This is a genomic window from Subdoligranulum sp. APC924/74 (genome assembly GCF_003324125.1).
Taxonomy (GTDB): Bacteria; Bacillota; Clostridia; order Oscillospirales; family Ruminococcaceae; genus Gemmiger; species Gemmiger qucibialis.
Window position 1 is genome coordinate 1 of the sequence record NZ_PSQF01000071.1, and the last position, 13597, is coordinate 13597.

At 55.9% G+C, this 13597-nt stretch carries 14 protein-coding genes; all 14 read right to left on the minus strand.

The features are described from left to right. Positions 1–147: 147 nt before the first annotated feature. On the minus strand, positions 148–912 hold the full coding sequence (locus tag C4885_RS12560) for an alpha/beta fold hydrolase (protein WP_114000668.1): 765 nt from the start codon (positions 910–912) through the stop codon (positions 148–150). A 143-nt stretch (positions 913–1055) separates the two neighbouring features. Further along, entirely contained in the window at positions 1056–2357 is a 1302-nt protein-coding gene (locus C4885_RS12565) for an HlyC/CorC family transporter (protein ID WP_114000669.1), read from the minus strand. A gap of 884 nt (positions 2358–3241) precedes the next feature. Beyond that, positions 3242–4495 carry an ABC transporter permease subunit gene (locus C4885_RS12575; protein WP_114000670.1) on the minus strand — a complete coding sequence of 418 codons (1254 nt, stop codon included), beginning with the start codon at positions 4493–4495 and terminating at the stop codon, positions 3242–3244. Then, entirely contained in the window at positions 4492–5373 is an 882-nt protein-coding gene (locus tag C4885_RS12580; protein ID WP_114000671.1) for an ABC transporter ATP-binding protein, read from the minus strand. Before C4885_RS12580 ends, C4885_RS12575 begins: the two co-directional genes overlap by 4 nt. Before the next feature lie 12 nt (positions 5374–5385). After that, entirely contained in the window at positions 5386–6117 is a 732-nt protein-coding gene (locus C4885_RS12585; RefSeq protein WP_114000672.1) for a hypothetical protein, read from the minus strand. Then, a complete protein-coding gene (locus C4885_RS12590) occupies positions 6114–6689 on the minus strand; it encodes an RNA polymerase sigma factor (protein WP_114000673.1) in 576 nt (191 codons plus the stop codon). Before C4885_RS12590 ends, C4885_RS12585 begins: the two co-directional genes overlap by 4 nt. A gap of 746 nt (positions 6690–7435) precedes the next feature. After that, complete coding sequence (locus C4885_RS12605; RefSeq protein WP_114000675.1) at positions 7436–7666, minus strand: cysteine-rich KTR domain-containing protein; 231 nt, start codon at positions 7664–7666, stop codon at positions 7436–7438. Continuing rightward, a complete protein-coding gene (locus C4885_RS12610) occupies positions 7667–8323 on the minus strand; it encodes a ribulose-phosphate 3-epimerase (RefSeq protein ID WP_114000676.1) in 657 nt (218 codons plus the stop codon). Continuing rightward, a complete protein-coding gene (gene rpiB / locus C4885_RS12615) occupies positions 8323–8754 on the minus strand; it encodes a ribose 5-phosphate isomerase B (protein WP_114000677.1) in 432 nt (143 codons plus the stop codon). The genes C4885_RS12610 and rpiB overlap by 1 nt, the downstream gene beginning before the upstream one ends. Position 8755: 1 nt before the next feature. After that, positions 8756–9694, minus strand: a complete 939-nt coding sequence (locus C4885_RS12620) for a transketolase family protein (RefSeq protein WP_114000678.1) — start codon at positions 9692–9694, stop codon at positions 8756–8758. Continuing rightward, the gene (locus C4885_RS12625; protein WP_114000679.1) at positions 9691–10542 is read right to left on the minus strand and encodes a transketolase; all 852 of its coding nucleotides are present in this window, start codon (positions 10540–10542) and stop codon (positions 9691–9693) included. The genes C4885_RS12620 and C4885_RS12625 overlap by 4 nt, the downstream gene beginning before the upstream one ends. 1 nt (position 10543) lies before the next feature. Then, on the minus strand, positions 10544–11203 hold the full coding sequence (fsa, locus tag C4885_RS12630; protein ID WP_114000680.1) for a fructose-6-phosphate aldolase: 660 nt from the start codon (positions 11201–11203) through the stop codon (positions 10544–10546). A 21-nt stretch (positions 11204–11224) separates the two neighbouring features. Continuing rightward, positions 11225–12715 carry an L-fucose/L-arabinose isomerase family protein gene (locus C4885_RS12635; RefSeq protein ID WP_114000681.1) on the minus strand — a complete coding sequence of 497 codons (1491 nt, stop codon included), beginning with the start codon at positions 12713–12715 and terminating at the stop codon, positions 11225–11227. A gap of 35 nt (positions 12716–12750) precedes the next feature. Beyond that, complete coding sequence (locus C4885_RS17100) at positions 12751–13272, minus strand: DUF4867 family protein (RefSeq protein ID WP_242979595.1); 522 nt, start codon at positions 13270–13272, stop codon at positions 12751–12753. Positions 13273–13597 lie beyond the last annotated feature (325 nt).

Consider the following 13597-nt stretch of genomic DNA (forward strand, 5'->3'; position numbering starts at 1 on the left):
AGTATTATCTGCGCTTTTGGCTTGGCATCTGCCGCACCTCGCTCGCCGTATCGGCACTTAGAATTATGCGGTATTGCTTTAATTATACCACCATTTCCTACCGCGTCAATGGGTTGCAATGCGCCGTGCCGGATCCCTCGCCGAGCGTCAGCTTTTCATAAAGGCGATGATGTCCCTTGCCATCACATCCGGGTGGCCAATGATGTCGCCGTGGCCGTACCCGACAAAGGGGTGGCCCTGCGCGTTGGGGTAGGCGCGTTTTAATTTCTGCATCGCTTTTTTCATGTTCGGCTCGTTGGAACCGTACCAGATGGCCACCTTTGCTTCCGGGTCAGGGGCAAAAGTGTCGATCACAGGGTACAGGCGCAGGGCTTCCTTGGTGGCATTTTCCAATGTAGCAAGCGAGATATTTTTTGCCACATATTGGAACTGGTTCAGCAGCTTTTGGTCGTCCCCGCGGGTATACAGCCGCAGCATCCACGGCAGCTTATCCACAGACTGAATCTTCTTTGTCAGGTTATACTGGCTGCGCGGCACAATGGCGGTCAGCACCCAGCTGAACATCCCAAGGTTCATGTACTGCGGGCCGCTCAAAATCATAGCGCCTATCTTAACTTTTTGCCGGTGGAACAGCATACCTGCCGTTGCACCGCCCATGGATTCGCCAAGCACCAGGTCGATGGCACCATCCTGTTCTTCTTTGATATACTGTTCCAGCTTTTCGGCCATTGCTTCCGCCGTGGTAAAGGTAGTTTTGCCGGTATCATCATAGCCGTCCGTGCTGACGGCGATCACATGGTACTGCTTTTCCAGCAGCGGAATCACCGCTTCAAACTGGCGCCAGCTCATCATGTTGCCGGGCAGCAGCATAATTTTGCGGCTGTTTTGTTTGCCAAATTTCTGTACTTCCATATAAACGTTCCCTCCTCAGACCCCTGCGTTATTTTTGACTAACTCCTATCTCCATCATACCAGGACCCGCCTCAAAAATTCACAAAAAAGAACCTGGGAAGTTTGTTCTTCCCAGGTTCTCTATTGCATTATTTATCGCGTTCTCAGTCTTTGTCGCGGTCGCGGCGGTCCGGCTTTTTGGTTTCCGGCTCCGGCGGGCGGCTTACCAGGCGTACTTCCTGCACGCGGCGGTTGGTGGCACGGGTCACGGTACCGTCAAAGCTGCCCCACACAAAATGGTCACCCACTTTGGGCAGGCGGCTGAGCTTTTCCTGCACCAGGCCGCCGATGGCCACCGCGTCGATTTCCTCTTTATCGCGGATATCCAGCTCCTCGGCCACATCGTCCACGCTGGCACCGCCGGCAATCAGCCAGCTGCCATCGCTCTGCTGGCGGATATCCTCCACCACTTCATCATGTTCATCCCAGATCTCGCCAACCAGCTCTTCCAGGATATCCTCCAGCGTGATGATGCCCGCAGTGCCGCCGTATTCATCCACCACAACTGCCATATGGTGCTTGCTTTCCCGCAAAGTGCGCAGCAAAGCGGAGATGGGGGTCACGCTGGTTGTGTACAGCGTGGGGCCGATCAGGCTTTCCAGCTTGACATCTTCATCGCCCTTGCGCATGGCGGCAAAACAGTCTTTTTCATGTACCACGCCAATGATGTTATCAATGGTTTCGTGGTATACCGGCAGGCGGGAATAGCCGCTGTCTGCAAAAGTTTCGGTCACTTCGTCCATAGGGGTATCATCCGCCACGGCGATCACATCCACGCGCGGGGTCAGAACGTCCTGGGCTTCCACATCGTCAAATTCAATGGCGCTGCGGATCAGCTCGCTTTCGCGGTTGGTCAGCTCACCGTCTTTTTCGGCTTCGCTCACCATGGTTACCAACTCACCTTCGGTAATGGTGTCCTTTTCGTCGGTATAAAAGCGGCTGGCCAAAAAGCTTTTCCATTTGCCAAAAATAAAATTCAGCGGCCCAAATACCGCCACAAGGGCACCAAGCGCCGGCGCAAAGGCCATTGCAATGGATTCCGGCATTTCCTTCGCCATGCTTTTGGGGGTGATTTCGCCAAACGTCAAAACCAGTAAGGTCATGACAATGGTGGAAGCCGTGGGGCCGTAAGCATTGCCCAACAACCGGCTGAACAGCACCGTTGCAAGCGAAGACGCACCGATGTTTACAATGTTGTTGCCGATCAGAATGGTGCTCAGCAGGCTGTCATACCGTTCAGCCAGGGCCAGAACCTTGGCTGCCTGCTTATCGCCATCCTCCGCGCGGCTTTTTAAGCGGATCATGTTCAGCGAGGAATATGCTGTTTCCGATGCCGAAAAAAAGGCCGACAACATGATCAAAACGATCAGTGCGGTGATCATAAATATACTACTGCCATCGTCCATTGGAGAACCATCAACTCTTTCTTTTGTTTTTTGGCTGCCTGTGCGGCAGCGTTATCAGTATTGTATGCAGGGTATACTACACACATTATAGGTTATTATAGCATACTGTCTCCAAAAGCGCAAACGCTGCAAAGGCTTTTTGCACAAAACAGTCGTTTCAGCCAAAATGTGTGCCCATTGGGCCGCCCGCTTTGCTATACCTGCATACAAAAAGGCCCCCGCCTTACAGCAGAGGGCTTTTGCACACAATACTGGAAATTATTCCTATGGCAACACCGCATAATTCCCGCCTTACGGCTTAAGCACCGCTCCGGCGGCTGCGGCACGGCATCTGCGTTGCCAAAATGCTCGATAATACACAAAGTATTATCTGCGCTTTTGGCTTAGCAGCTGCCGCACCTCGCTCGCCGTATCGGCACTTAGAATCATGCGGTATTGCCCTATACTTTTTTGCTTCCCTCTCCGGGAAGATGATTTTGTTGACAAAGAAGAAGATCAGCATCAAAATGTCACCGTTGAGCATCGTGGTTCCGATGTTATAGATAAAGTCCGGCACCAGCAGGCCCGCAACCGCCGCTCACACGCGGTTGATGAAGTTAACGAAGCAGGTGATCAGACAGAATGCCAGCACCAGGCGATCTGCTTGGCAAGGTCGACCTTGCCGCGGAACACAAAGTTGCGCTGGATCAGGTATCGGATTTTTATTCAAAGCCGGGAAAACGGTCGGGTTCGAGCCCAAAACGGCAGCTGCAATCTTGCCTGTTTAGACCGCGCATCAAATGTACATCAACAACTATGATTCATGGCAGGGAGCTTAGGACACAAAAGTTCATCCGATGCAGTTTTCTATGCATCCGATGAACTTTTTTCAGTAGCGTTTCCTTTTAAGCTACCTTGGTCTTTCGCAGATACCCCCATGCTGCCAATCCAACGAGCAGAACGATCTTGATCGGTGTCGATGCCAGCAGTACATCTGCCTGAAAGAAGGCATGCCCGCCTGCATAGAGAAAATCAAAGCTGATCATTTTATACAGCAATGCATTGGAAAGCCCAATGCCCCCTGCCGGAATCAGGGTGGACAGCCATTCTCCAAAGGAACCCGGCACGACCATATAAACAATCAGCGGTGCCACCACACTGATCAGCGCCACAGACAAAGCGGTCAGGTTGTTCTTGGCCCATACGGATGCCATCAGCACAAAGGCCACCTCCGCAAAGAAGATCAGGAAGTTTGCCACCAGCATGACCCACTCCATCTGGCCAACGGTATACGGCAGTAGGCTGGTCACAGAAAACAGCCATTGCACGGAAGTTTGGGTACTTTCCCAGCCAAATAGAGCATTCGTAACCAGGATCCACACCACGCCGCAGAGCAGATACGCCGCCCCTGTGATACTAAACGCCGCCGCTAGCTTTGCCGCTGCTAGCCGCAGACCGCCGTTTTTTGTGCACAGTTGGATGTCCTGCGCCCCGGTCTGTGCATCCGATGCAAACACCGGGGCCGCAATCACCGCGCACAGCAGGGTGAGCAGCAAGCTCAACAGGGTCTGGTAATCCATTGCGTCTGGACTGACTCCAAATGAATAGGTGAACGGTTTTTGTACAGCATCGAACTTTTTCTGTGCAATGGCCTGCGCCTGCTCATAGCCGGGCTTTCCGCTTTGTTCCAGCCAGATCACCGATTCCAGCCGTTTGGGGAGCTGGCTGTAAAAGTTCTGCATATCCTCTGCGGTCAGCCCCATCACGCCCGGTGCCATGCCGGTTTTCGGGTCGGCAAAGGCTTCCTTTGCGTTGTTCACAAGAGGCTGATACCGGGCAAGTTCTTTATAAAATACCTCGACCGGGATATCGTTGATGGAGCTTGCATCATACTGCCGGTACACCCGCTGATAGGCTTCCAGTGCTTCCTGCATGACATCCGGCGTGATGGTATCGGATACCTGCTGCTCCTGCCGTTTCCGAATTGCTTTCAAACCCGTGTAACGCACTTCGTTTCCGCTGGCATCCAGTTCCGTCCAGCCGATAAAGGTCACCGGCAGATATGCCATAACCACGGCCAGCACCAGTGCAATGGCCAGCAGAATAGCTGTCATACGAGTTTTGCACACACGTTTCAATTCCAAACGATACAGGTTCATTTTGCTTCCTCCATTTCCTCCGGGAACAGCCACAGATACAGATCTTCCAGCCGGGGCTGTGCCGGGACGCTGTCCGGCAGCTGCGGTGCATCCGCCAGATACCGCAATGTTACCGTTCCGTCCGGCTCGTTGCGCAGGTTCACTACCCGCAGCCGGTATTCCCACCGGGCAAGCTGTTCCATCGGGATGTTCCCCTGCCAGACCTTGGCTTCGATCTGCTTTACCAGCCCTTCGGTGGTGTCCTGTGCAATGATTTTGCCAGCCTTCATCACGGCATTTTCGGCCGCAATGTATTCCACATCCGAAACGATATGCGTTGAAATGAGAACGATCCGTTCCTGCGCAAACTCCGACAGCAGATTGCGGAAGCGCACCCGTTCTCCGGGGTCCAGCCCTGCCGTGGGCTCATCTAGAATCAAAATTTCCGGGTCGTTGAGCAGTGCCTGTGCGATACCAACCCGGCGCTTCATACCGCCGGAAAGCTTCACGATCTTTTTGCGGCGCACCTCAGTCAGGCTTACCCGCTCCAGCAGTGCGTCGATCTGCCGGGCAGCCTCTGTGCGCGGCAGACCCTTGAGCGCCGCCATATATTCCAGATAGTCCTGCACCGTGAATTCCGGGTAAAACCCGAATTCCTGCGGCAGATACCCCAGCTTTTCCCGGTAGGCCGCACCAAGCGTCCCAATCTCCACCCCATCGCACAAAATCCGGCCACTGCTGGGCCGCAGAATGCCCGCCAGCATCCGCATTAAGGTTGTTTTGCCTGCACCATTCGCCCCCAGCAGTCCCCACACACCCGGCGTGAGAGTGATGGACACATCATCCACCGCCGTTTTATCCCGGTATCGCTTTGTAATATTCTGAATTTTCAGTTCCATGACTTGTTCCTTTCAAGCTTCTGCAATATATTCTGACCGGGCGGCAAGCCGGATGCACTGCAACACCATACAGAGCACCAGCACGCCCGCCGCCAGTGGCAGACCTTTCGGCAGTTCCGATAATTGCACGAACCGCAGCAAACACAGCTGCCCTGCAAACAGTGGTACAGCCCCGGTCATCATCAATTCCGGGCGCACCCAGCGCAGCAGCAGAAGCAGCTCATTGTTTGCGGTCAGGAATGGCACGGTCAGCACCGCCAGCAGTCGCCCGATGCTCCATGGCACGGCTGCCCGCACATTGAGTACCAGCACTCCCAGCAGGATTGTTTCCCCCGCCAGCAGCAGCAAAAACCGCATCACCAGTGGACGACCGATTCCTGCATATGTGGCTTGTTCCAGTTCAAGCATCTTATATTGACTTGCCCGGTATAAAAACGGCAGACCGAGCAGGGCTGTCAGCATGGCAAGTGTGCTCAGACCAAACAGTGCATTGCGTAATGTCCATGCCTTCTCCCACAGGGCAAGTTCCCGACCCACACTGTACAACGCCAGTGCCGCCATTGCTTCCAACGCCCAGACCTTCCAGCCCAGCAATTTGAACTGGCAGTGCAGCAAATCACGCCAATCACTCCGTTGTTTTACGACATGTTCCGCCCGGCAGCGGCGCAGCAGCGTTTCCGGGACAGCTGTGTCCGGCTCTGCCGCCAGTGCTCTGGACAGTTCTTTTTCAAAGGCTCGATTCATCTCCAGTCCTCCTTTTCCAATTGCATTTTCAAGGTTTTCAATGCGGCACGCAGGCGGGACTGCACCGTGCGCAGGGGCAGACCTGTGATCTGCGCGATCTCCCGCAATTTAAGCTGTTGTGCGAACCGCAGCAATACTAGTTCCCGCTGTTCCGGCTCCAACTGGGCCGTCAGCGCTCGCAGGTTTGCTTTCTCCTCTGCCGCAGCAAAGCCGCTTTCCTGATAGGCGGGTTCGTCCGGCAAGCTCTCCAGTGATACCTCCGTCCGCTTCATCGTACGGTTCAGATCGATGCAAATGTTTTTTGCGATTTTGTACAGAAAGGGACGGAATGCCCCCTGAAATCCACCACAGGAATCCAGCCAGCGCACCGCTTTCAAAAAGGTTTCCTGTGCTGCATCCTGCGCCTGCTGCTCGTCCGCTGTATGCCAACGGCAATAGTTCAGAATTTGTGGGTAGTACGCTGTAATCAGAGTGTCCAACGCACCTGTATCTCCGCTCTGCACTTTCCGCAGCAATAATTCTGTCTGGATACGGTTCACCCCCTTCCTGTCTATTAAAACGTCCCATATCATCAAAATGATTTCCGTTTTTTCAAAAATCTCAAATAATTGTCTTTATCCTGTTCTTATAGCTTTATCATAATAAAGAGCCTTGTGTTTTTCCTTGTCAAGAGGGCTGGCACCGTCCAGCCCTCTCTCTTTTTGCCAAAGTTTTCATTGTTTTTTCTTGCACACTGCCGAAAGTGACGTATTCTCAAAAGTTCGCGTTTGCGCAGCGCAGCGGAGCAATGAAAGCCCCAGTGGGGCTTTTAAGCGACAGAACGGTCTTGCGCAGCAAGATGGAGGGGCCTCGCCCCGACAAGTTCACGTTGACACGGCTCGATTTTTGTGGTAATCTATCCCAACAATTGAATATAACATATTTTTACATATTCGTTCAGCCGTTACATAACCGACTAGCATGACCTTCCAGAAAAAGCGAAGGCAGGGCTGGTCTGTTCTGTGACGGCTTTTTTGTTTCCGTTTTGCCTGTTGCACCTTGAAAACCGCATGACCGTCTGCATGGGATACACGGCGATGACCCCGCAAGGGAGAGCCGGAAAACGCCGCCGGAAGGGGGCAGGAAATCCATGCAGGGAGAACGGCAGGACGTTGATGCAAAAAGGCCGACATCTTCGCCCCGCAATGTGCGCAGACGACGATGCCGGCCAATAATGTTGGATTGCTGCTCTTTTGGGCAGCATTTTTGTTTTGCACTACTTTTTTACTTCTTTTACTGATGGCCCGCTTTTCAGTTGCATGAAAAGCGGGCCTTGCTGCTATTTATAGACCTTTGTGCAGGGATAGATTTTTCTTCGGATGATATCTACCCGCATTTCCTTTTTGCATTTCGGGCAATACATCGGGAAACGAAGCGCCAATGTATCTTGATAAATCTTTGTTTTCGTCTTATTGTGGCAAACCGGGCAATTAACCCATACAGATTTTGCGGTACATTCATTTGCCAAACAGTCTGCTCTTTTTTTGGTGCCGCCTTTTACTACAAACATCTACGGTTTTGCCTTCTCCGAACGCAATGCACACACATTTTGATATATGTTTCCATAGAAAACCGCACTACCCGCCACAATGCTCCGTGCCCCGGCCGCATAGGCGCCGGGCAGGGTACCGGGGGTGATACCGCCATCCACCTGGATGACGGTATTGCTCCCCTGCCCTTGCAGCAGACTTTTGGCAGCAGCGATCTTCTCGTTGCTGCCGGGCAGATAGACCTGCCCGCCGCAACCGGGGTGTACCGTCATCAGCAGCAGCTGCGAAATTTGGGCCAGGTACGGCAGGGCCGATTCCACCGGCGTTTCGGGGTTGAGTACCAGCCCGGCTTGCATCCCGGCGGCGCAGATGGCCCGCAGGGCCGCTTCCGGCCCGCCCGGGATCTCGTAATGGACCGAGACCCGCTTTACCCCCAGTTCCTCCAGTTCCGGCAGAAAATCCAGCGGCTTTTCCACCATCAGGTGAACGTCTAGGGGTTTGGTGGTCAGGCGTTCCATCGTACGCACCATGCCCGTACCAAAGGAGATGGCCGGCACAAAGTGCCCGTCCATCACGTCGATGTGAAAGGCATCCACACCGGCGGCATTGGCCGCCCGCATGTCCCGCTCCAGATTGGCAAAGTCGGCGGCCAGAATGGATGCACACAGTTCAAACATTATTCTTCCTCCAGCTGGGATACCCGACGGCTGTGACGCTCCTCCTCCGAGAAAGGCGTGTCCAGGAAGATGTCCACGATTTCCAGCGCCAGGCCGGGTCCGGTGACCAGCGCGCCCAGAGCAAGCACGTTGGCGTTGTTGTGCAGGCGGGTGGCTTTGGCAGAGAAGCAATCCCCGCACAGCGCGCAGCGGATGCTGGGCACCTTGTTGGCGGCGATGGAGATGCCGATGCCGGTGCTACAGATGACGATGCCTTTTTCGCACTCGCCCGATGCCACGGCATGGGCCACCGCCTTGCCATAGACGGGGTAATCCACCGAAGCGGTAGAATCACAGCCGAAGTCCCGGTATTCCAGTCCGCGCTGCCGCAGGTGAGCCAAAATCTTCTGCTTGAGTTCGTATCCGCCGTGGTCGCAGCCGATGGCGATCATCTTACACCAGCTCCTTTACAGCGGCGATGATGGCGTCGGAACGCAGGCCGAACTGCTCCAACAGTTCCCATGCGGGGCCGGAGTGGCCGAACACGTCCCTGACGCCCACGCGGCGCATGGGGATGGGGCACTGTTCGCCCAGCACGGCGGCCACGGCCTCGCCCAGACCGCCCAGGATGCTGTGCTCCTCGCAGGTGACGACGGCACCGCACTCTTTGGCCGCTTTGACGACCAGTTTCTCGTCCAGCGGCTTGATGGTGCACAGGTTGATCACCCGGGCCTGAATGCCCTCGTTCTTCAGCTGCTCGGCGGCAATGAGGGCCTCGTTCACTTCCAGGCCGGTGGCGATGATGGCCACATCGCTGCCCTCGGTGAGCTGTTCGCCCTTGCCGATCTCGAACTTGAAGGTAGCTTCATCATGGAACACTGGCAGGGCCAGGCGGCCGAAGCGCAGGTAGACGGGGCCTTCGTGCTCATAGGCAGCCTTGACGGCAGCCTTGGCCTCCACGTCGTCGGCAGGGCAAAGCACCGTCATGCCGGGGATGGAGCGCATAAGGGCGAAATCCTCGCAGCACTGGTGAGAGGCGCCGTCCTCGCCCACCGAGATGCCGCCGTGGGTGGCACCGATCTTGACGTTCAGGTGGGGGTAGCCGATGGAGTTGCGGACCTGCTCAAAGGCGCGGCCTGCGGCGAACATGGCAAAGCTGGAGGCAAAGGGCACCAGCCCCATAGCCGCCATACCGGCGGCGGTGGCCATCATGTTGCTCTCGGCAATGCCGCAGTCAAAATGGCGGTCGGGATAGGCTTTTTTGAAGACGCCAGTCTTGGTGGCGGCGGCCAAATCGGCGTCCAGCACCACCACGTCGGGGTGACCTTTTGCCAGTTCTACCAGCGCGGCGCCGTAGCTGTCGCGGGTGGCAATTTTTTTGACCTCACTCATACCTGCGCCTCCAGTTCTGCCAGTTGAGCGTTCAGCTCGTCCATGGCAATCTTGTATTCCTCGTCGTTGGGGGCCTTGCCGTGCCAGCCTACCTGGTTCTCCATGTAGCTGACGCCCTTACCCTTGGTAGTATTCATCAGGACGGCTGTGGGGGCGCCTGTCTGGGTGTGGAAATACTGGAACGCATCTTCGATTTGGGCGAAGTCGTGACCGTCAATGGTGACGGTACGGAACCCGAAGTCCCGCATCTTGGCATCCACCGGGTCGGTGGGCATCACTTCGCTGGTGGGGCCGTCGATCTGCAGCCCGTTCAGGTCAATAATGACACAGAGATTGTCCAGTTTGTACTTGGCGGCGAAGAGGAACGCTTCCCACACTTCCCCCTCCTCGATCTCGCCATCGCCCAGGAGAGCATACACACGCACATTATCCTTGTGCAGGTACTTGGCGGCTTTGGCCATGCCTGTCGCACAGGAGATGCCCTGGCCCAGGCTGCCGGTGGACATATCCACACCGGGCACCGTGTTCATATTGGGGTGGCCCTGCAGATAGCTGTCAATGTGGCGCAGGGTGGGCAGGTCCTCCACCGGGAAAAATCCCCGGTAGGCCAGCGCGCTGTACAGCCCCGGCGCGGTATGTCCCTTGGAGAGCACGAACCGGTCCCGGTCCTCCCATTTCGGGTTGGTTGGGTCGACGCGCATTTCCTTATTATAAAGGTAAGTAAACATATCGGCGGCGGACAGGCTGCCGCCGGGGTGCCCGGCTTTGGCACCGTGGGTGGATTCAATCACGCCCATACGCACCTTGCAGGCTGCGATCTGCAGCTTCAGACGTTCTTCCTTTGTCATATCACTCACCAAACACCTTGCAGTAGTCTTCCTTGAACTTCTCGATGCCGGAATCGGTCAGCGGATGATGCAGCATCTGCTCAATGACCTTGTAGGGCACGGTGGCGATGTCGGCACCGGCCAGGGCACAGTCGGTCACGTGCATGGGGTTGCGCACGCTGGCCGCGATGATCTGGGTCTCGATGTCGGGGTAGTTGAGGAACATGTCGTGGATGGTCTCGATGAGCTCGATGCCCCGCTGGGAGATATCGTCCAGGCGCCCCAGGAAGGGGCTGACGTAGGTGGCACCGGCGCGAGCGGCCAGCAGCGCCTGGTTGGCGCTGAAAATCAGGGTGCAGTTGGTGGGGATGCCCTTGGCGGACAAGGCTTTGATGGCCTTGAGGCCCTCGGCAGTCATGGGGATTTTTACGACCATGTGCTTGGGGTCCAGGGCGTAGATGGCCTCGCCTTCCTTGACCATCGTCTCGGCATCGGTGGTGGTGGCTTTCACCTCACCGCTGATGGGGCCGTCCACGATGGTGGCAATTTCAGCCAGCGTCTCGGCGTAGTCCCGGCCCTCCTTGGCGATGAGGCTGGGGTTGGTGGTGACGCCTGCGATGACGCCCATGTCGTTTGCGGCGCGGATCTCGTTGACGTTCGCGGTATCAATAAAGAATTTCATAACAAAAGACTTCCTTTCTAATCAATCCCAGGGATTCTCGGTGGGATAGGGCAGGCTGTCGAGCTGGTTGTAGGCAATGTCGCCGATGCCCAGGAACTTGAACACCTCAAACAGCGCCTTACCGTAATGGCCGAATGCAACGGCGCCGTGGTGGGGGTAGCGCTTCTGGATCAGCACATGGCGGTAGAAGCGGCCCATCTCGGGGATGGCAAAGATGCCGATGCCGCCGAAAGAACGGGTGGCCACAGGCAGAACTTCGCCCTGGGCGATGTAGGCGCGGAGGTTGCCCTCGCTGTCACACTGCAGGCGGTAGAAGGTGATGTCGGACGCCGCGATGTCACCTTCCAGTGTGCCACGGGTAAAGTCGGGCTCGCTGCCCGCCGGCTCCAGCAGACGGTGCTGGATCAGCTGGTACTTCACGGCACGGTCGGCGCACATCTTGCAGGACGGCGTGTTGCCGCAGTGGAAGCCCATGAAGGTATCGGTAATCTTGTAGTCGAACTTGCCGGCGATATCCTCGTCGTAGATGTACTTGGGCACGCTGTTGTTGATATCCAGCAGAGTGACGGTGTCGCCGGAAACGCACATACCGATATATTCGCTCAGGGCACCGTAGATATCCACCTCGCAGGAGACAGGGATGCCGCGGCTGACCAGGCGGCTGTTCACATAGCAGGGCTCAAAGCCGAACTGGGACGGGAAAGCCGGCCAGCACTTGTCGGCAAAGGCCACATACTTCTTGCTGCCCTTGTGGGCTTCGGCCCAATCCAGCAGGGTCAGTTCGAACTGGGCCATGCGGGCCAACAGGTCGGGGTAATACTTGCCCTCGCCCATCTCGGCGGCCATGTCGGCGCAGACCTCGGGGATGCGGGGGTCGTCGGCGTGCTCTTTATAAGCCACCAGCAGGTCCAGCTCGGAGTTTTCTTCCACTTCCACGCCCAGCTCATACAGGCCCTTGATGGGGGCATTGCAGGCGAAGAAGTCCTGAGGACGGGGGCCAAAGGTGATGATCTTGAGGTTTTTCACGCCCAGCACGGCCCGGGCAATGGGCAGAAACTCCGCTATCTTGTCCGCCAGTTCCTCGGCGGTGCCCACGGGGTACTCGGGGATGTAGGCTTTCAGGTGGCGCATACCCAGGTTATAAGAACAGTTCAGCATGCCGCAGTAGGCGTCGCCGCGGCCGTTGATCATGTCGCCGTCACCCTCGGCAGCCGCCACGTACATGACGGGGCCGTCGAAGTATTTGGCGATGAGGGTCTCCGGCGTCTCGGGACCGAAGTTGCCCAGGAACACTGTCAGGGCGTTGCAGCCCGCGGCCTTGACCTCCTCGACAGCCTTGAGCATATCGGTCTCGTTTTCCACCGTGACGCTGCACTCATAAGGCTCAAAGCCTTTGATCTTGCAGGCGGTCACGATGTTCTGGCGGCGCCGGGTGGACAGGGCAATGGGGAAACAGTCGCGGCTGACAGCCACAATGCCCAGGCGGACTTCGGGAATGTTGGTAGACTTCATTCAAGTTCCTCCGTTTTCTATGTGGATGATTCTAGTTATAGATCTTTTTCGATATCAATGTTCTCGCCGGTCAGGGCCGCCACAGCGCCCTGGGCGGCCTCGGCGGAATCGGGATGAGCCAGCAGCCACTTGTTGCAGGCCCAGAGGTATGCATCGTCCCCGCCCTTGATGGGCATATTCGGCTTGTCGGTGTTGGTTCCCTTGGGAAGAGCCACCAGCACCTTGAATCCGTTGGCGGGGTCGGTGTGGCAGGGGGCGTAGTGCAGGGTGGTGGCGTAGACTTCCAGCAGAGCCGGGATGCCATCCAGGCATGCCTGCCACCAGGAGGAAGGATCCTGTTCGCTCCATCCCGTATGAGGCATACTTAGAGGATATTCCCGGGAAACCTGGTTGCACGCCTTGCCGGTTTCGTCCACCAGAAGAAATTTGCACGCCGAGGTACCCAGATCCACGGCTTGCGCATTCGGCTGGCGATCATGTCCTTGGAAGAAATTTGCACGCCGAGGTACCCAGATCCACGCCGATATACAACATAAGAATACCGTCTTTCCAGCCATTCTTTCGTAAAGAACATTTATATAAGTTCTTTACACAAGATACTGCAAGTATACATCACTGTCAATCATCAAAACCAACAAAAAGTAGTTGAAAAATATCGCCATATATCCACATAAATTTCTGATTCGGTTGACTTTTTTGTTGTGGTTGGGTAAGATGAAAGTATTTTACATTGATTTCACTTTTGAAAAGTTAAGGCAATACCGCATAATTCTAAGTGCCGATACGGCGAGCGAGGTGCGGCAAATGCTAAGCCAAAAGCGCAGATAATACTGGATGCTGCAAAGGTGAGCGCCGCCAGTGGCGGAAACAGCGAACCGAAGC

Bases quoted from the DNA above. Each gene is read 5' to 3' on its own strand.
- C4885_RS12560 (WP_114000668.1), bottom strand. From the start codon at position 912: ATGGAAGTACAGAAATTTGGCAAACAAAACAGCCGCAAAATTATGCTG.
- C4885_RS12565 (WP_114000669.1), bottom strand. From the start codon at position 2,357: ATGGACGATGGCAGTAGTATATTTATGATCACCGCACTGATCGTTTTG.
- C4885_RS12575 (WP_114000670.1), bottom strand. From the start codon at position 4,495: ATGAACCTGTATCGTTTGGAATTGAAACGTGTGTGCAAAACTCGTATG.
- C4885_RS12580 (WP_114000671.1), bottom strand. From the start codon at position 5,373: ATGGAACTGAAAATTCAGAATATTACAAAGCGATACCGGGATAAAACG.
- C4885_RS12585 (WP_114000672.1), bottom strand. From the start codon at position 6,117: ATGAATCGAGCCTTTGAAAAAGAACTGTCCAGAGCACTGGCGGCAGAG.
- C4885_RS12590 (WP_114000673.1), bottom strand. From the start codon at position 6,689: ATGATATGGGACGTTTTAATAGACAGGAAGGGGGTGAACCGTATCCAG.
- C4885_RS12605 (WP_114000675.1), bottom strand. From the start codon at position 7,666: ATGTTTGTAGTAAAAGGCGGCACCAAAAAAAGAGCAGACTGTTTGGCA.
- C4885_RS12610 (WP_114000676.1), bottom strand. From the start codon at position 8,323: ATGTTTGAACTGTGTGCATCCATTCTGGCCGCCGACTTTGCCAATCTG.
- rpiB (WP_114000677.1), bottom strand. From the start codon at position 8,754: ATGATCGCCATCGGCTGCGACCACGGCGGATACGAACTCAAGCAGAAG.
- C4885_RS12620 (WP_114000678.1), bottom strand. From the start codon at position 9,694: ATGAGTGAGGTCAAAAAAATTGCCACCCGCGACAGCTACGGCGCCGCG.
- C4885_RS12625 (WP_114000679.1), bottom strand. From the start codon at position 10,542: ATGACAAAGGAAGAACGTCTGAAGCTGCAGATCGCAGCCTGCAAGGTG.
- fsa (WP_114000680.1), bottom strand. From the start codon at position 11,203: ATGAAATTCTTTATTGATACCGCGAACGTCAACGAGATCCGCGCCGCA.
- C4885_RS12635 (WP_114000681.1), bottom strand. From the start codon at position 12,715: ATGAAGTCTACCAACATTCCCGAAGTCCGCCTGGGCATTGTGGCTGTC.
- C4885_RS17100 (WP_242979595.1), bottom strand. From the start codon at position 13,272: ATGGCTGGAAAGACGGTATTCTTATGTTGTATATCGGCGTGGATCTGG.